Source organism: Hephaestia mangrovi (assembly GCF_019880555.1).
Taxonomy (GTDB): domain Bacteria; phylum Pseudomonadota; class Alphaproteobacteria; order Sphingomonadales; family Sphingomonadaceae; genus Sphingomonas; species Sphingomonas mangrovi.
Window position 1 is genome coordinate 733860 of the sequence record NZ_JAINVU010000001.1, and the last position, 19961, is coordinate 753820.

22 protein-coding genes are annotated in these 19961 nt (G+C 65.5%); 15 read left to right on the forward strand and 7 right to left on the reverse strand.

Going from position 1 to position 19961, the window contains the following annotated elements; all coding sequences use genetic code 11:
• The first annotated feature begins 33 nt into the window (after positions 1-33).
• On the forward strand, positions 34-474 hold the full coding sequence (locus K7G81_RS03455; protein ID WP_223029315.1) for a host attachment family protein: 441 nt from the start codon (positions 34-36) through the stop codon (positions 472-474).
• A 184-nt stretch (positions 475-658) separates the two neighbouring features.
• On the opposite strand, the gene K7G81_RS03460 is transcribed toward K7G81_RS03455, so the two are convergent.
• Positions 659-946: a hypothetical protein gene (locus K7G81_RS03460; protein ID WP_223029316.1), complete on the reverse strand. Its 288-nt coding sequence runs from the start codon at positions 944-946 to the stop codon at positions 659-661.
• Here K7G81_RS03460 and K7G81_RS03465 point away from each other — a divergent pair.
• The 3 genes from K7G81_RS03465 to K7G81_RS03475 all read left to right on the forward strand — a co-directional run bounded on the left by K7G81_RS03465 (position 885) and on the right by K7G81_RS03475 (position 2721).
• On the forward strand, positions 885-1352 hold the full coding sequence (locus tag K7G81_RS03465; RefSeq protein ID WP_369412018.1) for a hypothetical protein: 468 nt from the start codon (positions 885-887) through the stop codon (positions 1350-1352). The genes K7G81_RS03460 and K7G81_RS03465 overlap by 62 nt on opposite strands.
• Before the next feature lie 484 nt (positions 1353-1836).
• Complete coding sequence (dksA, locus tag K7G81_RS03470; protein WP_223029317.1) at positions 1837-2301, forward strand: RNA polymerase-binding protein DksA; 465 nt, start codon at positions 1837-1839, stop codon at positions 2299-2301.
• A 105-nt stretch (positions 2302-2406) separates the two neighbouring features.
• Positions 2407-2721, forward strand: a complete 315-nt coding sequence (locus tag K7G81_RS03475) for a PilZ domain-containing protein (RefSeq protein ID WP_255586523.1) — start codon at positions 2407-2409, stop codon at positions 2719-2721.
• A 72-nt stretch (positions 2722-2793) separates the two neighbouring features.
• Here K7G81_RS03475 and K7G81_RS03480 read toward each other — a convergent pair whose 3' ends face one another.
• The gene (locus K7G81_RS03480) at positions 2794-2949 is read right to left on the reverse strand and encodes a YdcH family protein (protein WP_223029319.1); all 156 of its coding nucleotides are present in this window, start codon (positions 2947-2949) and stop codon (positions 2794-2796) included.
• Positions 2950-3121: 172 nt separating this feature from the next.
• Between K7G81_RS03480 and K7G81_RS03485 the strand changes: the two genes are divergently transcribed.
• Both K7G81_RS03485 and K7G81_RS03490 read left to right on the forward strand, forming a co-directional pair.
• Positions 3122-3319, forward strand: coding sequence for a YdcH family protein (locus tag K7G81_RS03485; protein WP_223029320.1), 198 nt, complete (start codon positions 3122-3124; stop codon positions 3317-3319).
• A gap of 73 nt (positions 3320-3392) precedes the next feature.
• A complete protein-coding gene (locus K7G81_RS03490; protein ID WP_223029321.1) occupies positions 3393-3896 on the forward strand; it encodes a DUF1993 domain-containing protein in 504 nt (167 codons plus the stop codon).
• 16 nt (positions 3897-3912) lie between these two features.
• On the opposite strand, the gene K7G81_RS03495 is transcribed toward K7G81_RS03490, so the two are convergent.
• Both K7G81_RS03495 and K7G81_RS03500 read right to left on the reverse strand, forming a co-directional pair.
• Positions 3913-5571: an MFS transporter gene (locus K7G81_RS03495; RefSeq protein WP_223029322.1), complete on the reverse strand. Its 1659-nt coding sequence runs from the start codon at positions 5569-5571 to the stop codon at positions 3913-3915.
• A gap of 82 nt (positions 5572-5653) precedes the next feature.
• Positions 5654-6685 (reverse strand): PLP-dependent cysteine synthase family protein, encoded by a 1032-nt coding sequence (locus tag K7G81_RS03500; RefSeq protein ID WP_223029323.1) that lies wholly within the window; start codon positions 6683-6685, stop codon positions 5654-5656.
• A gap of 149 nt (positions 6686-6834) precedes the next feature.
• Here K7G81_RS03500 and K7G81_RS03505 point away from each other — a divergent pair, with 149 nt between their 5' ends.
• Together K7G81_RS03505 and K7G81_RS03510 are read left to right on the forward strand one after the other, a co-directional pair.
• Positions 6835-8796 (forward strand): M1 family metallopeptidase, encoded by a 1962-nt coding sequence (locus K7G81_RS03505; protein ID WP_223029324.1) that lies wholly within the window; start codon positions 6835-6837, stop codon positions 8794-8796.
• A gap of 257 nt (positions 8797-9053) precedes the next feature.
• On the forward strand, positions 9054-11123 hold the full coding sequence (locus tag K7G81_RS03510; protein ID WP_255586524.1) for a S46 family peptidase: 2070 nt from the start codon (positions 9054-9056) through the stop codon (positions 11121-11123).
• A 21-nt stretch (positions 11124-11144) separates the two neighbouring features.
• On the opposite strand, the gene K7G81_RS03515 is transcribed toward K7G81_RS03510, so the two are convergent.
• Positions 11145-12779, reverse strand: coding sequence for an FMN-binding glutamate synthase family protein (locus K7G81_RS03515; protein ID WP_223029326.1), 1635 nt, complete (start codon positions 12777-12779; stop codon positions 11145-11147).
• A gap of 162 nt (positions 12780-12941) precedes the next feature.
• Between K7G81_RS03515 and K7G81_RS03520 the strand changes: the two genes are divergently transcribed.
• The 7 genes from K7G81_RS03520 to K7G81_RS03550 all read left to right on the forward strand — a co-directional run bounded on the left by K7G81_RS03520 (position 12942) and on the right by K7G81_RS03550 (position 19237).
• Positions 12942-13376 carry a hypothetical protein gene (locus tag K7G81_RS03520; protein ID WP_223029327.1) on the forward strand — a complete coding sequence of 145 codons (435 nt, stop codon included), beginning with the start codon at positions 12942-12944 and terminating at the stop codon, positions 13374-13376.
• An 84-nt stretch (positions 13377-13460) separates the two neighbouring features.
• Complete coding sequence (gene panB / locus K7G81_RS03525) at positions 13461-14321, forward strand: 3-methyl-2-oxobutanoate hydroxymethyltransferase (RefSeq protein WP_223029328.1); 861 nt, start codon at positions 13461-13463, stop codon at positions 14319-14321.
• Positions 14322-14387: 66 nt separating this feature from the next.
• Entirely contained in the window at positions 14388-15089 is a 702-nt protein-coding gene (locus tag K7G81_RS03530; protein ID WP_223029329.1) for a tetratricopeptide repeat protein, read from the forward strand.
• Positions 15086-16408: an outer membrane protein assembly factor BamB family protein gene (locus K7G81_RS03535; protein WP_223029330.1), complete on the forward strand. Its 1323-nt coding sequence runs from the start codon at positions 15086-15088 to the stop codon at positions 16406-16408. Before K7G81_RS03530 ends, K7G81_RS03535 begins: the two co-directional genes overlap by 4 nt.
• A gap of 744 nt (positions 16409-17152) precedes the next feature.
• Positions 17153-18505, forward strand: a complete 1353-nt coding sequence (gene der / locus K7G81_RS03540; RefSeq protein WP_223029331.1) for a ribosome biogenesis GTPase Der — start codon at positions 17153-17155, stop codon at positions 18503-18505.
• A 71-nt stretch (positions 18506-18576) separates the two neighbouring features.
• Entirely contained in the window at positions 18577-18711 is a 135-nt protein-coding gene (locus K7G81_RS03545) for an entericidin EcnA/B family protein (RefSeq protein ID WP_223029332.1), read from the forward strand.
• 106 nt (positions 18712-18817) lie between these two features.
• Positions 18818-19237 (forward strand): Hpt domain-containing protein, encoded by a 420-nt coding sequence (locus K7G81_RS03550; protein ID WP_369412019.1) that lies wholly within the window; start codon positions 18818-18820, stop codon positions 19235-19237.
• Between the two features lie 10 nt (positions 19238-19247).
• On the opposite strand, the gene bfr is transcribed toward K7G81_RS03550, so the two are convergent.
• Together bfr and K7G81_RS03560 are read right to left on the reverse strand one after the other, a co-directional pair.
• The gene (bfr, locus tag K7G81_RS03555; RefSeq protein ID WP_223029334.1) at positions 19248-19730 is read right to left on the reverse strand and encodes a bacterioferritin; all 483 of its coding nucleotides are present in this window, start codon (positions 19728-19730) and stop codon (positions 19248-19250) included.
• Positions 19731-19787: 57 nt separating this feature from the next.
• Positions 19788-19958, reverse strand: a complete 171-nt coding sequence (locus tag K7G81_RS03560) for a (2Fe-2S)-binding protein (protein ID WP_223029335.1) — start codon at positions 19956-19958, stop codon at positions 19788-19790.
• Positions 19959-19961 lie beyond the last annotated feature (3 nt).

The following is a 19961-nucleotide window of genomic DNA, read 5'->3' on the forward strand; positions in this document are numbered from 1 at the left end:
TCACATGAATGTAACGAGCGAGGAGAAAAACCCATGCAGGTTCCCCATGACGCCTTCGTGGTGGTGGCCGATGGCCGCAAGATGCTGTTTTTCAGGAATGATGGCGATGCGGCTTATCCCAACCTGATCGTCGAACGGGTTCGCGAGCAGGACAATCCGCCCAATCGCGATCAGGCGACCGATGGACCGGGAACCAGCTTCTCCAGCGTCGGCAATGGCCGCAGCTCTTATGAAGAGACCGACTTCCACCAGCTCGAGGAGGATCGCTTCGCGGCGGAGACGGCGGAGCGCCTGCGCAAGCGCGCGCTGGCCAACAATTTCGAGAAACTGATCGTGGTCGCGCCGCCCCGCACGCTGGGCGAGCTGCGCAAACATTATCACAAGGAAGTCTCGTCCCGCCTGATCGGCGAGCTCGACAAGGATTTGACCGGCCATCCCGTCCGGGAAATCGAGATCGCGCTGGTCAACGCCTGACGTCCTGGCCGCCTCCGACGCGGTGTCATGCTGAACTTGTTTCAGCATCCATGGATCACCGCCAGCCCGCCCGGGCGACGGTGATGAAGCACGAGCGGCCCGGAGACCGGACCGCCGGCGGATCACGAAATTAGCGGGCCGGAGTCGCCTCCGGCCCGCCTCCCCCCGGAGCTGCTCGAAAAATTCAGGCGGCCGCTTGCTTGCGGTTGGCGAAGCGCTTGCGCGCGACCAGCGCGGCGGCGGCAGCGCCGAACAGCAGCACCATCGGCGGCGCTGGCACCGGCTGCGGCGGCCCGCCCGACGAGCCGGGATGATGATGGCCGCCATGATGCCAGCCGCCGCTGGTGCTCCAGCCGTGGCTGCTCGATCCGTAACCGTTCGACGACGAGCTGGTCGACGAGGACGAACTGGTGCTCGACGAGGTCGATGAGGAAGAGCTGGTCGACGACGAGGAACTGGTCGAGGACGACACGTTGCCGCTCGACGAACTCGTGCTCGAGACGTTGCCGCTCGACGTACTGGTGCTCGATCCGCCGGTAGACGTGCTCGAGCTCGATCCGCCGCTCGACGTGCTGGTGCTGGAGCCGCCGGTGCTGGTGCTGGAACCGCCGCTCGAGGTCGAGGTCGATCCCCCGCTCGAGGTCGAGGAGACCACGATGCTGCCGCTCGATCCGCCGCCGAAGAAGCCACCCGCGAAGAAGCCGCCGCCAAAGCCGCCGAACCCGCCCGATCCGCCGACGATCACCGGCGCGGTGCCGCCGCCGCCGCTGATCACCGGTTGCGGCGGCAGCGGGATCGGCGCGCCCTGCGAGGTGACGGTGACGACCTGCGGCTGGCAGGCGGTCTCGGTTTTGGTGACGACGCGCTTGCGAACGTGATGCACCGTCGGCCGCGCCACCGCATGCTTGATGATCTGGCGCTTGATCGAGACGCGATTCGCCGCATGGGTCTCCGCGACATGAACGGCGCCGCCGCCGATAATCGCGCCGCCGCATGCGCAAGCGCACAATTTCGCCAAGGCCATCCGCACCGACATAATTGTCTTCCCTGTCTGAACGATGAGCCGAGTCGTCTGACGCGGCTTCGTTTCGTCGCCTGATGCCGACAAGGGGCGAACAAAGCCTTAAGTGCAAGCGCGTTTACTACGGTTTCGGCCGGCAAATGGCGGATTTCGGGACAAGTGCGCCGTTTGAAATGGTTAACGTGCCGTGGTGGGACGTTTTTCCGTGCCTCGGGCAGCATGAGATAATCGGGCATACCGTGTCTTCGGCTGCTTGTGGCGGCTCGCCTGCATGGCTATAGGCCCCCGCAGGGTCGGGATGAGAACGACGCCGGGCGTCTTCGATCCCGCGGGAGGGATGTATGGCTACGGTGTTCAAAAGCGTGGACGAATCAGGAAAAATTCCGCCGCCGCCGGCGCCCGCGGAGGACGGTTATCGTCCCAGCGCCGACGAACCGTTCATGAATGAACGGCAACTCGAATATTTTCGCCAAAAGCTGCTCGACTGGAAGGATGCGATCCTGCGTGAGGCGCAGGGCACGATCTCCCAGTTGCAGAGCGAATCTTTGCGTGAGGCCGATCTGGCCGATCGTGCGTCGAGCGAGACCGACTGGTCGATCGAGCTCAGGACGCGTGATCGCCAGCGCAAGCTGATCAGTAAGATCGAATCGGCGCTGCGCCGTATCGAAGAGGGCGAATACGGTTATTGCGAGGTGACCGGCGAGCCGATCTCGCTGGGCCGGCTGGAGGCGCGGCCGATCGCGACGATGACGCTCGAGGCGCAGGAGAGCCACGAGCGCAACGAGAAGATTTCGCGCGAGGATTGATCCATTCCGGCGCGGCGCTTAACAGCTTGAACAGGGATTGGTGATCTGATCCCTGAAACGGGTTCGCGAGCGAGACGGATGGAGCAATTGGCAAAAGGCAAGGCCATGACCGGCGGGGCAGGCGGCGCGCAGCGGCAGACGCCACGCGACAGCCTGTTGCTGACTGCCGGTTTCCGGCTGAAGGGCAGCGATCAGATCGAGCAGGTGCGGATTCGCAACCTGTCGGCCGGCGGCCTGATGGCGGAGGTCGCCGAAGACATCGATCGTGATGCCGAGGTCGAGGTTCAGGTTCGCGGAATCGGCTGGATTTCGGGGCGGATCGCCTGGCAGGCGATGGGCCGCGTCGGCGTTGCCTTCGACAAGGAAATCGATCCGAAGAAGGCGCGCAAGCCTGTCGGCCGCGCCAAAAAGGCCGATTGATCCTCGGCCGTATCGTGCTGGATAGCCCGAACCGGCGCCGGCGAGGGGCCGGCGCCTGAACAGCAGCGGCGATCAGATCGCCGCCAGTTCTTCCTTCACGCGAAGTTTCTGCTTCTTGAGGGTGGCCAAGGTCCGCGAGTCGGGCAAGGGACGGTGCGACTCGGCAGCGATCTGCCGTTCGAGCCCGGCATGCTTGGCCGCAAGTGCCGAAAGATGCGCGTTTTGCATGGAAGCGGTCCTCCTTGGTTGATTGACCATCGAACAGTAAATCACGCATTCGTTCCGATGTCGCCCCCGAACATGGTTACAATCGACAAGAGAGGGTGATTCGCGCGACCACCGGTTGGCGGGATTCGCTCCACCGCCGTGGCATCACGGCCTGTCGTAAAGGGGGTTTGGCGTGGACGAACAGGAACAGCTCGCCGGCCGCCTCGCCGCGCTCAAGACCGAACATCGCGATCTCGATGCAGCGATCACCGCGCTCGCCGAATCGGGCCGCGACCAGCTGGCGATCGCGCGCCTGAAGAAGCGCAAGCTCGTCTTGCGGGACGAGATCAGCCTGATCGAGGATCAGCTCATTCCCGACATCATCGCCTGATCTTCCCGGACGGGTCTTGCGGCTCGGTCGCCGCGCGACCACCTGATGCCCGCTACATCGGGAGACGCACGACATGCCTTCGCTCTACGACACCACCATCGCCGCTTTCCTGCGCGGGTTCGACACGCTTTCGGCGATCCTCGAAAAGGGGCGCGCTTATGCCGCGGAGCAGGGTTGGGACGAGAGCGAACTGACCACCGCGCGGCTGATCGCGGACATGGCGCCGCTGACCGCGCAGGTGCAGCGTTGCAGCGATACCGCCAAGGGACTCGCGGTGCGCATCGGCCAGGTCGAAAACGTCGCAATGGCCGACGAGGAAGTGACGCTCGACGACCTCCAGGCGCGGATTGAAAAGACCGTGCAGTTCCTCCGTTCGGTGCCGCGCGAAGCGTTCGAGGGCCGCGAGGATGCCCAGGTCGTGCTGCCCACGCCATCGGGCGACATTCCCTTCACCGCGCGCGATTATGCGATCGGCTTCGCGATCCCCAATTTCTATTTCCACCTCACCACCGCTTATGCGCTGCTGCGCATGAAGGGCGTGCCGATCGGCAAGCTCGATTATCTCGGCCGCGCCTGACGCGGCCGGCCCGATCCTACCAATGCACCTGCCGCAGCCCCGGCAGGATGCCGCCGATCCGGTCCCCCAGCGACGAGCCGATATCGCGTTCGATCAGGCGCGTGACCGCCGGCGGCGCATTGCCGCGATGGAGCGCGCGCAGTTGCTCGCTCACGGTCGCGTCGGCGCGGGTGCGGCGCTGGTTGTGGCGCACGTAATCGAGCCAGGTCGGCACGTGATAGCGTTCCAGCCAGCGCGTCGGCTCGGCGAGGTCGCGCAGCAGGTGCCAATGGCGCGCCCCGTCGCGGCGGCGGATGCGGCGGCGCTCGGCCATCACCGTCAGGAAGGCGATCTCGTCGGCCGGGTCGATCGCATATTCGATGGTGATGACGATCGGCCCGCTGCGCGCGTCGACCGGCACGTCCGTCTCGGGCGCGGTGAAGTCGCGCAGCGGCGCGAGGTCGAGATCCTCCACCTCGGGCAGGCGAAACGCGAGCGCGGCGATCACGGCGGCGGCCTGGACGATCGCCGCCAGCACCAGCGTGCGGCCGATGCCGTGCTCCTCGGCCAGCACGCCCCATAGCCAGCTGCCGAACGACATGCCGCCGAAGGTCGCCATCTGGTAAAGCGCGATCGCGCGCCCCGCGACCCAGCGCGGCGAGGCCATCTGCACGACGACGTTGAAGCTCGATAGCACGATGATCCAGCAGCCGCCGGTGATCGCCAGCGCGGCCAGCGTCAGCGGCAGGAAGCTGCTCAGCCCGATGACCGCGGTAGCCAGCGCGAAGCCGGCGCTGGCCAGCCGGACGACCGCCTCGGTCGAGCCCGATCGCCGCGCCATGCCGCCGATCAGTGCGCCGCCGACGGCGCCGATCCCGAATGCGCCGAGCAGCACGCCATAGGTGAACGATCCGCCGCCGACGAGGTCGCGCGCGACCAGCGGCAGCAGCGCCTGGATCGCGATCGAGCCGACCCCGAACAAGGCGCTGCGCACCAGCACGACGAGGATGTGCGGCGACATCGCGACGTAGCGTACCCCCGCGCTCATCGCATGGTGCAGCCGTTCGCGCGGCAGCGTCTGTTGCGGCAGATCGGGGCGCCAGCGCAGCAGCACGCCGAACAGGCCGAGATACGACAGCACGTTGAACGCGAACGCCGCCGCCGCGCCGGCCGCGGCGACGATCAGCCCGCCGACCGCGGGCCCCACGCTGCGCGCGAGGTTGAACCCCATCGAATTGAGCGCGACCGCGCCCGACAGATCCTCGCGCGGCACCATCTCGGGCACCGAGCTTTGCCAGGCGGGCCGGTTGAAGGCGTTGCCGCAGCCGATCAGGAAGGTGAAGGTCAACAGCAGCCAGGGCGTGACGAGGTTGAACCAGGTCGTCAGCATCAGCCCGGCGGAGACCAGGAACAGAAAGGCCTGCGCGCCGATCAGCACGCGCCGGCGGTCATATTGATCGGCGATCGCCCCGGCGGCGAGCGACAGCAGCATCACCGGCAGTGTTCGCGATGCCTGGACCAGCGCGACCATCGACGCCGGTGCGGCGAGCATCACCATCATCCACGCCGCGCCGACGCCCTCGATCAGCCCACCGAAATTGGAGATCGTGCTGGTGATCCACACCCAGCGGAAGATGCGGTGGCGGAACGGCCGGAACGGCGACACGCGGGCTGGCGGAGACGTCGTGTCGTTCAAGGCCGTTGATGCTCCCCGTTTGCTGCCCGCCGCGCTGCCATGCGCGCTTTCGCCGATGGGGGCAATACGGCCGGGATGCCGGTCAGTTCCCGTGCGCGGCGTACCAGGCGTCGTCGTAGAGCGTGTCGAGATAGCGTTCGCCAGAATCGCAGATCAGGCTGACGATACTGCCTTCCTCGCCGCGCTTCGCCATCTCCTCGGCGAGCAGGGTCACCCCCACCATGTTGGTCCCGGTCGACGGGCCGACCCGCTTGCCGAGCTCGATCGACACGGCGCGCGCGGCGGCGAGGCTGTCCTTGTCGGCAACCGGGATCATGCGGTCGATCACGTGGCGCTGGAAGCTTGGCTCGACGCGCGGGCGGCCGATCCCCTCGATGCGGCTGCCGCTCGCCTTGAGGTCGGTGCGCCCGGTTTCCCAATGCTCGGCGAATACCGATCCCTCGGGATCGACCACCGCCAGCCGGGTGCGCTTGCAGCAGGTGCGGCGATAGCGAATGAACCGCCCGATCGTTGCCGAGGTGCCGCCGGTGCCGGCGCCGACCACGATCCAGCTCGGCACCGGATGCCGCTCGCTCGCCATCTGCTCGAAGATCGATTCGGCGATATTGTTGTTGCCGCGCCAGTCGGTGGCGCGCTCGGCATAGGTGAACTGGTCCATGTAGTGCCCGCCGGTTTCGTCAGCGAGCTTCTGCGCGGCGGCGTAGATATCGCCGGGCGGCACCGGGTGGCAGGTGCCGCCGAGCCGCTCGATCTCGGCGAGCTTGGCGGGCGCAGTGGTCGCCGGCACCACCGCGACGAACTTGAGCCCCAGCAGCCGCGCGAAATAGGCTTCCGAAATCGCCGCCGAGCCCGACGATGCCTCGATCACCGCGGTGTCCGGCCCGATCCAGCCGTTGCACAGCGCATAGAGGAACAGCGATCGCGCCAGCCGATGTTTGAGCGAGCCCGACGGATGGCTCGATTCGTCCTTGAGATAGAGGTCGATGCCGGCGTGCGGGCTGGCGGATAGCTTGACGAGATGGGTGTCGGCGGAGCGCTGGCGGTCGGCCTCGATCTCGCCGATCGCCCAGTCGAGCCAGTCGCGGCAGGAACGGGTCGGGGTGTGGACGGTCATGGCGCCTCTAAATCACCATTCACGCGCGCGCGCCACCCCGCAGGATCGCAGCGTGGCGGCAGCGGGGAATTTTGTTGCGCCGGCCTCGACAGGGCGTGCGCGCTATGGGCTTATGCGCCGCAACGAGACTCACAGGGAGACGCGAGCGCATGCGCACGACACGCTGGTTGAAGGGAACGGCCGCCGCGGCGGCATTGGTGATGCTGACGGGGGCAAGCGCGCCCGGCTATGATCCGCTGGAAACCTTCGCGCCGCTCGATCTCGGCCAGCCGGTCAATGTCTATCGCTCGGCCAACGGCATGCCCGGCCCGCAATATTGGCAGAACAAGGCCGATTATCAGATCCACGCCAGCCTCGATCCGGCAGCGAAAACGCTCAGCGCGACGATGCAGATCACCTATACCAACAACAGCCCCGACACGCTCGAGGTGCTGTGGCTGCAGGTCGAGCAGAATCTCTACAAGCCCGATTCGCGCGGCTACATGTCGTTCGGCGGGCCGCTCCGCGGGCAGACCGACGGCATGCACTTCGATTCGACCGCGGTGTCGGTCGCAGGCGGCAAGTCGGTCGCGGTGACGCCGCTGGTCAGCGACACCCGCGCGCAACTGCAATTGCCGGCGCCGCTCAAGCACGGCGAGAAGGCGGTCGTTACGATCCGCTATCATTTCACCATTCCCGGCACGTTCGGCGGCCGCATGGCCTGGGGCACATCGCGCGATGGCGAGATTTTCGATCTCGCGCAATGGTATCCGCGCATGGCGGTCTATGACGATATCCGCGGCTGGGATACGGCTCCCTATCTCGCGCAGGAATTCTACCTCGAATATGGCGATTTCGATTATTGGGTGACGGTGCCGTCGAACATGCTGGTCGCCGGCTCGGGCGAGCTGGTCAATCCGCAAGACGTGCTGACCAGGACGCAGCTCGATCGCTTCGAAAAGGCGAAGCAGAGCGACAAGACGGTGATGATCCGCTCGCCGCAGGAAATCGCCGATCCCGCCACCCGGCCCAGCCAGGGCGGCACGCTGACCTGGCATTACCGGATGCACGACACCCGCGACGTCGCGTTCAGCGCGTCCTCGGTGTTCGCCTGGGATGCCGCGCGGATCAACCTGCCCGGCGGCAAGACCGCACTTGCCGAGAGCTTCTATCCGGCCGAAAGCCAGGGCAATGCCCGCTGGGGCCGCTCGACCGAATATATGAAGGACGCGGTCGAGAACTTCTCGCGTCGCTGGTATCCCTATCCCTGGCCCGCCGCGATCAACATCGCCGGGCCGGCGACCGGCATGGAATATCCGGGGATCGTGTTCGACGGGATCGACGATGCCGGCAAGGTGCTGTTCTGGATCAGCGCGCACGAGATCGGCCATAGCTGGTTCCCGATGATCGTCGGCTCCAACGAGCGCCGCGATGCGTGGATGGACGAAGGCTTCAACACCTTCATCGACACCTATGAATCGGACGATTTCAACCACGGCGAATATGGGCCGAAGCGCGATAGCGAATATGCGCCGGGCGGCGGCAATCCGGTCGACGAGATTTTGCCGCTGCTCGCCGATCCCGATGCGCCGCCGATCATCAGCCGTGCGGATACGATCATCGAGAAATACCGTCACCCGATGACCTATTTCAAATCGGCGCTCGGCTTGCGGCTGCTGCGCGAGGAGATTCTCGGTCCCGAGCGGTTCGATCACGCCTTCCGCCGCTACATCGCTGCCTGGGCGTTCAAGCATCCCAAGCCCGCCGATTTCTTCCGTGCGATGGAAAGCGATGCCGGCGAGGATCTGAGCTACTGGTGGCGTGGCTGGTATTTCCACAACTGGCAGCTCGATCTTGCCGTCACCGGCGTGTCCTATGTCCATGACGACCCGAAGCAGGGTGGGCTGGTAACGGTCGCGGCGAAGGACAAGCTGGTCATGCCGGCGACGCTGCGCATCACCTTCGCCGACGGCTCGACCAGGGACATGCGGCTGCCGGCGGAAACCTGGATTCGCCAGGCCGCGACGGCAGTGCCGGTCGGCGGCACGTCGCAGGTGGTCAGCGCCGTGATCGATCCCGATCACCACCTTCCCGACAAGGACAGGAGCAACAACGCCTATCCGTCAAAGTAAGCCGCGTGCGCCCGCGACAGCCGGAGCCTTGATATCCGAATCCGAAGTGCGTCTCATAGCCACCGTCACCCTGAACTCGTTTCAGGGTCCATGGCGCTCCGCTATCGTCGAGGTCGCCGGTCGTTGTGGCGCCATGATGCTGGAGCAGGTTGGCGCCCTTGCGGCGCACGTCGCAGGCGTAACGGAAAGATACATTGTCGCACCGCGTGCCGCCGGATAGAAACCCGGTATCGATAGAAACAAAAAAGGGGATGACGATGATCAGCAAGACCGTGGCGCTCGCTGCCGCCGCGTCGATGACGGCGCTCTCGATGCCGGCGGCGGCCAGCGAGGGCATGTGGACGTTCGACAATTTTCCGATCGCCAGGGTCAATGCCGAGCTCGGCACCCAGATCGATCAGCATTGGCTCGATCGCATCATGCAGAATGCGGTTCGCCTCTCGACCGGCTGCTCGGCATCGATCGTCAGCGCCAAAGGGCTGGTGCTGACAAACAACCATTGCGTCGCGGGCTGCACGCAGAACCTGTCGTCCGCCGATAACGATTATTTCACCCACGGCTATGCCGCCAACGCCGCGAGCGATGAGCGCAAATGCGCCGGGATGCAGGCCGAAATCCTTACCGGCATCAGCGACGTCACCGATCGCGTCACGTCGGCGGGGAAGGGGCTTACCGGCGAGGCGCTGGTCAAGGCGCGCAACGCCGTCACGTCGCAGATCGAGCAGCAGGGATGCCCGGATACCGAAACCACGCGGTGCCAGGTCGTCGATCTCTATCACGGCGGCCAGTACAAACTTTACACGTATCGCAAATATTCGGACGTGCGGCTGGTCTTTTCGCCGGGCTTCGCGACCGCCTTCTTCGGTGGCGATCCGGACAATTTCAATTTCCCGCGCTACGATCTCGATAGCGCGTTCGTCCGCCTCTACGAAAATGGCAAGCCGATCGCGACGCCCGACCATCTCAAGTGGAACGACGCGACGCCGACCGCGGGCGAGGCGGTGTTCGTCGCCGGCAATCCCGGCGGCACCGATCGCCAGCTCACCATGTCGCAGCTCGATACGCAGCGCCGGATGTCGCTGCCGCAGACGATCACCGAGCTTTCCGAGCTGCGCGGCCGCCTGACGCGGTTCAGCGAGGAAAGCCCGGAAAACAAGCGGATCGCGCAGGAACTTCTGTTCGGGCTCGAAAATGCCTACAAGGTCTATTGGGGGCGTCTGAAGGCGCTCGATGATCCCGCCTTCGCCGCCAAGCTCGCCGCCGATCGTAATGACCTGCGCCAGAAGGTCGCCGGGGTGAAGGACAAGCTGCCCGCCGATTTCGGCGATCCCTGGGCGACGATCGACGCCGCGCAGGATCAGGTCGCCGCGCTGGCGCTGCCCCACAGCTTCGTCGAAAACGGTCCGCCGGGATCGGATCTGTTCGATTATGCCCGCACGCTGGTGCGCGGCGCCGAGGAGCGGACCAAGCCGTCGGCCGATCGTTTGCCGGGCTATGCCGATCCGCAGCTGCCGCTGGTCGAAAAGGAATTGCTCGACGCCAAGCCCGTCTATGCCAAGCTCGAGCAGCAATTGTTCGAATTCTGGCTCAGCAAGGCACGCGAGTATCTCACCGCGGATTCGCCTTACACCGCCTTGCTGCTCGGCAAGGACAGCCCGGAGGACCTCTCCGCCGCGCTGGCCCAGTCGAAGCTCGGCGATCCGGCGGTGCGCAAGCAATTGTGGGACGGCGGGCTCCCGGCGATCAAGGCGTCGGACGATCCGTTGATCCAATATGTGCTGAGGATCGATCCCGAGGCGCGCAAGCTCAGGACCGCGTGGAACGAGAAAGTCACCGGCCCCACCACCGAGGCGGCGGAGAAGATCGCCAAGGCGCGCTTCGCGGTCTATGGCGACAGCATCTATCCCGACGCCACGTTCACGCTGCGCCTGTCCTACGGCAAGATCGAGGGCTGGACCTATAACGGCGACACGGTCGCGCCCTTCACCCACTTCAAGGGTCTGTACGAGCGCGCGACCGGCAAGCCGCCGTTCGATCTCGATCAGCGGTGGATCGCGGCGAAGGACAAGCTCAATCCCGATACCGTGTTCGACATCTCGACCTCGAACGACATCATCGGCGGCAATTCGGGCTCGCCGCTGGTCAATGCCAAGGGCGAGGTGATCGGCGCGATCTTCGATGGCAATATCCACAGCCTCGGCGGCGATTACGGCTATGATCCCAAGCTCAACCGCGCCGTCGCGGTGTCGGCCGCCGCGGTCAACGAGGCGCTGCGCAAGGTCTATGGCGCCACCGCGCTTGCCGACGAGCTCGAAAAGGGTAGCTGATCGGCCCTGCGACGGGCAGCCTCAGGCGTTGGGCCTGAAGCTGTCCGGATTGGCCTGCCGCCACCATTGCGCCAGCTTCTTGTCGGGCGAGCCGTCGATCAGCTCGCCCGGCTCGGCGAAATGGTAGATCTCGGTCAGTGACCGCATTTCCGCGACATTGACCCGCTGGCGCAGATGATGCGGGTCGAGCTGGTCGGGGCAATCGACCCCGGCGGCGACGACGATCTCGTGCAGCGCCTTCAGCGTCGCTTGGTGATAGCGCGCGACGCGCTCGGCCTTGTCAGGCACCACCAGCCCGCGCTGCCGCGCCCTGGATTGCGTCGCGACGCCGGTCGGGCAGGTGTCGGTGTGGCAGCGCATCGATTGCACGCAGCCCAGCGAGAACATGAAGGCGCGCGCGGCGTTGCACCAGTCCGCGCCCAGCGCCGCGTTCATCGCGATTGCCGCCCCGCTCGCCACCTTGCCCGACGCAGCGAGCCTCACTTTGTCCTTCAAACCCGTGCCCACCAGCGCATTGCGCGCCAGGATCAGCCCTTCGCGCAGCGGCATCCCGACGCGATCGGATAGCTCGGTCGGCGCCGCTCCGGTGCCGCCCTCGGCGCCGTCGACGACGATGAAGTCGATCAGCACCCCGCTTTCCAGCATCGCTTTCATCACCGCGAACAATTCGTGCGGATAGCCGACGCACAGCTTGATCCCGACCGGCTTGCCGCCAGACATTTCGCGCATCCGTGCCGCGAACTCGATCAGCTCGCGCGGTGTCGAGAAGGCCGAATGCCCCGGCGGTGACAGGCAATCCTGCCCCACGGGCACGTCGCGCGTCCTGGCGATCTCCTCCGTCACCTTGGCGCCGGGCAGCAGCCCGCCGTGCCCCGGCTTGGCGCCCTGGCTCAGCTTGATCTCGGTCATCACGACCTGCTCGTGCTGCGCTTTCTCGGCGAACTCGCCGGCATCGAACTTGCCGTCCCTGGTCCGGCAGCCGAAATAGCCCGAGCCCAGCTCCCACACCACGTCGCCGCCATGCTTCAGGTGATAAGGCGACAGCCCGCCTTCACCGGTATCGTGATAGAAGCCGCCCTTCTTCGCGCCCCAGTTGAGCGCCTCGATCGCATTGGCGCCGAGCGCGCCGAAGCTCATCGCCGAGATATTGAGCCGCGACGCTGAATAGGGTTTCGCGCATTGCCCGGTGCCGACCATCACGCGGCTGTCCTCGGGCGCCTTGCTGTTCGGCGCGATCGAATGCGCCAGCCACTCATATTCGCCCGAATAGACGTCGAGCTCGGTGCCGAACGGATGCGCGTCCTCTTCGCCCTTGGCGCGCTGATAGACCAATGCGCGCTCGTCATGGCTGTACGGCCGCCCGTCGAGGTCGCTTTCGACGATATACGATCGCAGGAACGGCCGCAGCCACTCGAACAGCCAGCGAAACCGCGCCGAGGCGGGGTAATTGCGCCGCAGCGAATGATGCCGCTGCGCGAGATCGATCAACGCGAGCAACAGCACCGGCGCCGTGACGATCAGGCCCCACAGCCACAAGCGCTGATGCCAGCCCAGCGCGACCAGCGCGATCGTCGCGCCGAGCGAGGTCCACAGCAACACGTTGCGCGAGACCGGCCGGTCGGTGAACAGGCTCGCCCCCAGGTTGCCGTCGCTCATCGATCTCTCCCCCTGCGCGGTTCTTGATGCCTCTTAAATGCCTTGCCGGCGGTCGAGGGTCCACCGGCCGTGGGAATAATGCGATCGGCCGCCGCGCGGCTCTTGTCTTCATTCATGCGAGCGCGCAGCCTGTAGCGTCAGGTTGCGAGGGGATGATCCGCAATGACGTTCGTCAGGCAACGGCCGCCTGCCTGGTTCTGGTGGGTGTCGGTGCTGCTCACGCTATGGGGCGCGCTCGGCTGTTATTTCTGTGTTCGCCAGTTCCTTTACGGCGCCGAGGCGATGGGCCCGGCGGACGCATACCAGCGCGCGCTCTACGCCTCGCTGCCCGGCTGGTATGATTATGTCTATGCCATCGCGACTGGTGCTGCGTTGCTCGGCGGCATCGCGCTGCTGCGCCGGGCGCTCGTCGCACGCGCGCTGTTCGTCCTCTCGCTCGCTGCGGTGATCGTCCAGTTCGGCTGGCTGTTCGCCATCACCGATCTGATCGCCACGAAGGGCGTGACGACAGTGATCTTCCCGCTCGCCATCCTCGGCGTGGCGATCTGGTCGATCCGCTTCGCTGCCCGCGCCTATCGTTATGGCTGGATTTGCTAGAGGGCCAGCTCGATTGTGCTAAATAGGGCAGGGCCCCGGCGCGCTTCGCTGGCGTCGCGCACCGCGAGCGGCTAAGGAGCCGCCATGTCCACCACCTACACGATCGACAGCTCCACCAGCCGGGCGACTCCGGTCTCCGCGCCGATGAAGCGCCTCACGGTGCCCGCGATCCGCAAACGCAAAGGCGGCGATCCGCTGGTGATGCTGACGGCCTATACGGTGCGGATGGCGCAGCTGCTCGATCCGCATTGCGACATGCTGCTGGTCGGCGACAGCCTCGGCCAGGTGGTCTATGGCCTGCCGTCGACGATCCCCGTCACGCTGGAGATGATGGCGGCGCATGGCGCGGCGGTGGTGCGCGGCAGCTATCACAGCCTCGTCATCGTCGACATGCCGTTCGGCAGTTACGAGGCGTCGCCGCAACAGGCGTTCGAAAGCGCCTCGTGGATGCTCAAGCAGACCGGGGCTGCGGCGGTGAAGATGGAAGGCGGCACGGCGATGGCCGAAACCGTCCGCTTCCTCACCGAACGCGGCATTCCGGTGATGGGGCATGTCGGCCTCACCCCGCAGGCGGTCAACGCGCTTGGCGGCTATGGCGCGCGCGGCCGCAGCCAGGAGGAAGCGTCGGCGATCATCGACGATGGCCGCGCGATCGCCGCCGCCGGCGCCTTCGCGCTGGTCGTCGAAGGCGTGGTCGAGCCGATCGCGATCGAGCTCACCCGGTCGATCGATTGCCCGGCGATCGGCATCGGCGCCTCGGCGCAGTGCGACGGGCAGGTGCTCGTCGCCGAGGATATGCTCGGCCTGTTCGAGCGCACGCCGCGCTTCGTCAAGAAATTCGAGGATATGGCCGGCCGCATTTCCGCCGCGGTGGAGGCCTATGCCGGCGATGTCCGGTCCCGGGCCTTTCCGGGATCGGAACAGACCTACGCCCCGAAGAATTGAGCCCGCTTCCGTTTCCTATCCCGCGCGGCTAAGGTCCGCGCCTTTCCATTGCCGATGGAGTGAGTTTTGGCGATCACGCCCCAGAATAACGACGTGTTCATGCGCGAGGTGGACGAGGAGCTCCGCCGCGACGAGATGGTTGCGTTCGGTCGCAAATACGGCGTCTGGATCGCCGTCCTTGCGGTTCTCTTCCTGCTCGCCCTCGGCGGTGGCTTGTGGTGGCGGCATCACAAGGAAGCCGTTGCCGGGCGTCAGGGCGAACAATTCCAGACGGCGCTCGATTCGCTGGGCTCGGGCGATCTCAAGGCGGCCGATCCCACGCTCGCCAAGCTCGCGGCGTCGAGCAGCGACGGCTATCGCGCCATGGCGCTGTTCACCCAGGCCGACGTGCTGCTCAAGAAAGACGATCTCAAGGGCGCGGCCGCGAAGTTCGCCGCGATCGCCAACGACAGCAAGTTCGATGCGCCGTTCCGTGATCTCGCGCTGATCCGGCAGACTTCGGCGGAGTATGAAACGCTCGATCCGCAGACGGTGATCGATCGGCTGAAGCCGTTGGCGGTCAAGGACAGCCCGTGGTTCGGCAGCGCCGGCGAACTCGTCGCGATGGCCTATGTTCAGCAGAACAAGCGGGCCGAAGCGGGCACGCTGTTCAGCGCGATCGCGCAAGCCTCGACGACGCCCGACTCGCTTCGTCAACGTGCGGTTCAGATGGCGTCCCTACTCAACGACAGCGCCGGCAGCGACAACAAGGACAAGGCAGCGAAATGAAGACTTCGGTGAGGGCGTCCGTCGCCATCGCGGCGCTGATGGCGCTCAGCGCCTGCGGCGTTTTCAAGGGCGGCAAGAAAAACACGCCGGTGCTCGGCAACCGCGTGCCGATCCTGGTGTCGGAGGATGACGCCAAGGCGGATCCGTCGCTGGCCAGCGTGCAGGTGCTGCTGCCCGATCCCACCACTAACAACGAATGGACCCAGCCCGGCGGCAATTCGGCCAAGGCGATGGGCCATCTCGCGCTCGGCAATTCGGTCCAGCGCGCCTGGACCGCGCGGATCGCCGGCGGCTCCAATCGGGAACGGCTCGGCGCTGCCCCGGTCATTGCCGACGGGCGTCTGTTCGTCGAGGACGTCAACGCCGTTGTCCACAGCTTCGACGCGGCAACCGGCGCGGCCGGCTGGTCGACCGAGATCGCCAAGAAGGATCAAAACGCCGCGGCGCGCTTCGGCGGCGGCGTCAGCTATGATGACGGCAAGCTGTTTGCCACCGACGGGCTTGGTGATGTCGTTGCGCTCAACGCCAAGGACGGGTCCGAAATCTGGCGCGTCCGTCCCGGCGCGCCGCTGCGTGGCGCGCCGTCTATTGCTTACGGCCAGCTCTACGTCGTAACCCAGGACAATCAGTTGTTCGCGCTTTCCGAAACCGACGGCAAGGTGGTGTGGACGTCGACCGGCTCGCTCGAATCGCAGGGCGTGTTCGGCGTCGCTGCGCCGGCGGTCGGGCAGGGCACGGTTATCGCCGGCTATTCGTCGGGCGAACTGAACGCCTATCGCTATGAAAACGGCCGCTCGTTGTGGGGCGATGCGCTGTCGCGCACCTCGATCTCGACATCGGTGTCGAGCCTTGCCGATATCGATGCCGATCCGGTGATCGATCAAGGCCAGGTCTATGCGGTCGGGCAGGGCGGCCGCATGGTCGCGCTTGAAATCGTCACCGGCCAGCGGTTGTGGGAACAGGATTTCGCCGGGCTTTCGACGCCTTATGTCGCCGGCGAATGGGTGTTCGTCGTCACCGATGACGCGCGACTGATCTGCATCCAGCGTGGTTCGGGCAAGATCCGCTGGATCAGCCAGCTGCGCGGCTTCAAGAACATGAAGAAGCACAAGAACCCGATCTACTGGACGGGTCCGGTCGTCGCCGGCAACCAGCTGGTGCTGGTCAGTTCGCGCGGCGAGATCGCGTTCGTTTCGCCGCAGACCGGCGAGGTGCAGCGCACGATCGAAACCAAATCATCCTTCTCGCTGTCGCCGGTGGTGGCCGAGAACACGCTTTATCTGCTCGATCACGATGGCCAGGTGATGGCGTTCCGCTGATCGGCGGTCGTCGTCATTCGCGCTGCCCCGGCGAAGGCCGGGGTTAGAGCGGTTTTCGACCTATCTGCATCACCGTGACGGAGCCGATTTTGGCTCGGTGCGAGGAGCGAGGAGGGAGCGATGCCGAAGCATCGTGACCGACGAGAGACGAAGCACCGGGGCAAAATCGGCCCGCCCCGCAGGGGTTGCGCCAGGACGCCCGCTGGACGGCGTCGCGATGCTTGCAGGGGCAGACCAGCCCCTGCTGCACGCCGCTCCTTGCCAGCGAACGTCCTGACGCAATCACGGTGATGCAGATAGGTCGAAAACCGCTCTAGACGCACCGCGCTCGCCCTGAGCTTGTCGAAGGGCGCGGCACCTTCTGCTCATCCTGAATCTGAAATTGGCCTCAAAAACATCGTCATGCTGAACTTGGTTCAGCATCCATGGAGCAACGCCAGCCGGTGCGCTTGGGGCGATAGAGCACTATGGCCCCTCAACCAGGTTCGCAGGCAACGGATAGTCTTATGACGCGAATTTCAGAGTCGCGCGCCCAGGCGTTGATGCAAATGGGATCGTCTGCGCCCCTATCAATGTAGGAAAATCCCTGCCACAGGGATGGCATGATCGCTCGCGTCCGTCATTCAACCTCGTGGTTCTGCGTCATCGCTCCGCACGAGGGGGGAGGGGTGCGCGACACTCTCCACTTTCTCCACTTTACCCGCACCGATACCGCCGCGAACGGGCGCGGTTGAAAGACGAATCATGGCGAAGCTCCCCACCGTCGCGATCATCGGCCGGCCCAATGTCGGCAAGTCGACGCTGTTCAATCGGCTGGTCGGCAAGAAACTGGCGTTGGTCGACGATCTGCCCGGCGTCACGCGGGACCGGCGCGAAGGCGACGCGCATCTGCTTGGCCTCGACTTCCGCGTGATCGACACCGCGGGCTATGAGGATATGGACGCGGTCACGCTGCCCGGCCGCATGCGCCAGCAGACCGAGGCGGCGGTGCGCCAGGCCGATGTCGCCTTGTTCCTGATCGATGCGCGCGCCGGGATCGTCCCGCTCGACGAGGAGATCGCGCGCTGGCTGCGCGGGTCGGACACGCCGGTGATCCTCGTCGCCAACAAGGCCGAAGGCCGCGCGGGCGAGACGGGCGTGCTCGAATCGCTGTCGCTGGGGTTCGGCGATCCGGTCCAGCTCTCCGCCGAACATGGCGAGGGCGTGGCCGACCTATTCGAGGCGCTGCTCCCGCATCTCGACGGCAAGGCCGAGGACGAGCCGGAGGAGGACGAGGAAAGTCCCGACGCGCCGCTCAAGCTGGCCATCGTCGGGCGTCCCAACGCGGGCAAATCGACTTTGGTCAACCGCATGCTCGGCGAGGATCGCATGATTACCGGCCCCGAAGCCGGCATCACCCGCGATTCGATCGCGATCGACTGGGAATGGCAGGGGCGTCAGGTCCGCCTGATCGACACCGCGGGGATGCGCAAGCGCGCCAAGGTGCAGGAAAAGCTCGAGCGGCTGTCGGTTGCCGACGCGATGCACGCGGTCGATTTTGCCGAGGTGGTCGTGCTGCTGCTCGATGCCACCCGCGGGCTCGAGGTGCAGGATCTCAAGATCGCCTCGCGCGTGCTCGACGAAGGCCGCGCGCTGGTCGTCGCGCTCAACAAATGGGATGTCGCCGAAAACGCCAGCAAGCTGTTCAATGGCGTTAAGGCCGCGCTCGATGAGGGGCTCAGCCAGGTCAAGGGCGTACCGCTGATGACCGTTTCGGCGGCGACCGGGAAGGGCATCGATCAACTCCTCGAGGTCGCGTTCGAAACCCGCGATGCCTGGTCGCGCCGGGTCGGCACCGGAGAGCTCAACCGCTGGTTCGAGCGCGCGATCGAGGCCAATCCGCCGCCCGCGCCCGGCGGCAAGCGGATCAAGTTGCGTTACCTCACCCAGGCCAAGACGCGGCCGCCCGGTTTCGTCCTGTTCGGCACCCGCGTCGATCAGCTGCCGGACAGCTATCAGCGCTATCTCGTCAACGGCATCCGCCGCGATCTCGGCTTCGGTGCGGTGCCGGTTCGCCTCACGCTACGCGCGCCCAAGAACCCGTTCGGGCGCTCGTGATCGGGCGATCTTGCTCGCGCCGCAGACCGCGCTAGATAGAAACCGGAAACTGTCTTCGGGGATTACCGACCATGCGTGCTTTGACTGTGCTGATCGTTGCCGGTTGTTTCGTCCTGTCGGCGTGCAACACGATCCAGGGTGCGGGAGAGGATGTCGCGTCGGTCGGCCATACCGTGGCGAAAACGGCGGACAAGGCGAAGCCCTGACGCGCATCGGCGCGGGCGGTTTCTTTCGGCCGCTTTACAGGTCGTTAACCGTGACCGGCTAACACGGGTTCCCATTGGGGCTTGGACTGTTTGGGGCGGTCGAAACGTGGCAGACGAAGGCGCATTGGTTGATTGGTCGGCATTTTCGCGTGCTCGTGCGGAACTGGGCGCGAATTTCGTGCGAATTCTCGGCTATTTCACCGAAGATGGCGTCAAGTCGCTGAGCCAGATCGAGGAAGCGATGCGTGCCGGCAATGCCGCCGCGCTGGTGCTCCCCGCGCATACCCTCAAGGGCGAATCGCGTCAGTTCGGCGCCGAGCCGCTCGCCGACTGTGCCGAGACGATCGAGATGATCGGCCGCGCCTGCGTCGAGACGCATGACACGCCCGATCAGGCGCTCGAACATGTCGTCCGCCTGCGCCCGCTGTTCGAAAAGACGCTCGCCGCGCTCGAACGCGAAGCCAATCCGCTAGTCAACCGCCAGCCCGCCGGCTTCGGCCGCCGTGCGGTATTCGGCCAGCGCTGATCGATCTGTCCTAGTCGTCGCCTTCGGGTCTGGCGTTGAGCTGGATGTAATTTTCCAACCCCATCCGCTCGATCATGTCGAACTGCCGCTCCAGCGTATCGACATGCTCCTCCTCGCTTTCGAGAATCTTGGCGAAGAGGTCGCGGCTCACGTAATCGTGGACCGTCTCGCAATGCGCGATCGCCCCCTTCAATTGCTTCACCGCCTCGAGCTCCAGCGAAAGATCGCCTTTCAGCACTTCCTCCACCGTCTCGCCGACGCGTAGCCTTCCGAGTAGCTGGAAATTGGGCAGGCCGTCGAGAAACAGGATGCGCTCCGCCAGCCAGTCGGCGTGCTTCATCTCGTCGATCGACTCGTCATATTCGAACTTGGCGAGCCGCCGGACGCCCCAATGGTCGAGCATCCGGTAATGCAGGAAATACTGGTTGATCGCGGTCAGTTCGTTCTTGAGCGCCTCGTTGAGCAGCTCGATGACCTTGTCGTCGCCCTTCATCGCGCGGTCTCCCGTGGTTTCAGGCGATCGTAGCGTTCTTGGGCACCCGCGCAACCGTTAGGCAGCGGCGCGTTCCTCGTCGATGATCTCGCGGGCGAAGCGGACGCACTGGCCGCATTTGGGCTGCCGTCCGAGCGCGCGATAGGCCTGGCACGCGCTGGTCGCGCCCTCGCGCGCGGCTTCGCGAACCTGGTGTTCCCGGATGGCATTGCAGACGCAGACGACCATGGA

What these genes read in the sequence shown, in the direction of transcription:
- K7G81_RS03455 (WP_223029315.1), top strand. Translation starts at nt 34, where the DNA reads ATGCAGGTTCCCCATGACGCCTTCGTGGTGGTGGCCGATGGCCGCAAG.
- dksA (WP_223029317.1), top strand. Translation starts at nt 1,837, where the DNA reads ATGGCTACGGTGTTCAAAAGCGTGGACGAATCAGGAAAAATTCCGCCG.
- K7G81_RS03475 (WP_255586523.1), top strand. Translation starts at nt 2,407, where the DNA reads ATGACCGGCGGGGCAGGCGGCGCGCAGCGGCAGACGCCACGCGACAGC.
- K7G81_RS03480 (WP_223029319.1), bottom strand. Translation starts at nt 2,949, where the DNA reads ATGCAAAACGCGCATCTTTCGGCACTTGCGGCCAAGCATGCCGGGCTC.
- K7G81_RS03490 (WP_223029321.1), top strand. Translation starts at nt 3,393, where the DNA reads ATGCCTTCGCTCTACGACACCACCATCGCCGCTTTCCTGCGCGGGTTC.
- K7G81_RS03500 (WP_223029323.1), bottom strand. Translation starts at nt 6,685, where the DNA reads ATGACCGTCCACACCCCGACCCGTTCCTGCCGCGACTGGCTCGACTGG.
- K7G81_RS03505 (WP_223029324.1), top strand. Translation starts at nt 6,835, where the DNA reads ATGCGCACGACACGCTGGTTGAAGGGAACGGCCGCCGCGGCGGCATTG.
- K7G81_RS03510 (WP_255586524.1), top strand. Translation starts at nt 9,054, where the DNA reads ATGATCAGCAAGACCGTGGCGCTCGCTGCCGCCGCGTCGATGACGGCG.
- K7G81_RS03515 (WP_223029326.1), bottom strand. Translation starts at nt 12,779, where the DNA reads ATGAGCGACGGCAACCTGGGGGCGAGCCTGTTCACCGACCGGCCGGTC.
- K7G81_RS03520 (WP_223029327.1), top strand. Translation starts at nt 12,942, where the DNA reads ATGACGTTCGTCAGGCAACGGCCGCCTGCCTGGTTCTGGTGGGTGTCG.
- panB (WP_223029328.1), top strand. Translation starts at nt 13,461, where the DNA reads ATGTCCACCACCTACACGATCGACAGCTCCACCAGCCGGGCGACTCCG.
- K7G81_RS03535 (WP_223029330.1), top strand. Translation starts at nt 15,086, where the DNA reads ATGAAGACTTCGGTGAGGGCGTCCGTCGCCATCGCGGCGCTGATGGCG.
- der (WP_223029331.1), top strand. Translation starts at nt 17,153, where the DNA reads ATGGCGAAGCTCCCCACCGTCGCGATCATCGGCCGGCCCAATGTCGGC.
- K7G81_RS03545 (WP_223029332.1), top strand. Translation starts at nt 18,577, where the DNA reads ATGCGTGCTTTGACTGTGCTGATCGTTGCCGGTTGTTTCGTCCTGTCG.
- bfr (WP_223029334.1), bottom strand. Translation starts at nt 19,730, where the DNA reads ATGAAGGGCGACGACAAGGTCATCGAGCTGCTCAACGAGGCGCTCAAG.
- K7G81_RS03560 (WP_223029335.1), bottom strand. Translation starts at nt 19,958, where the DNA reads ATGGTCGTCTGCGTCTGCAATGCCATCCGGGAACACCAGGTTCGCGAA.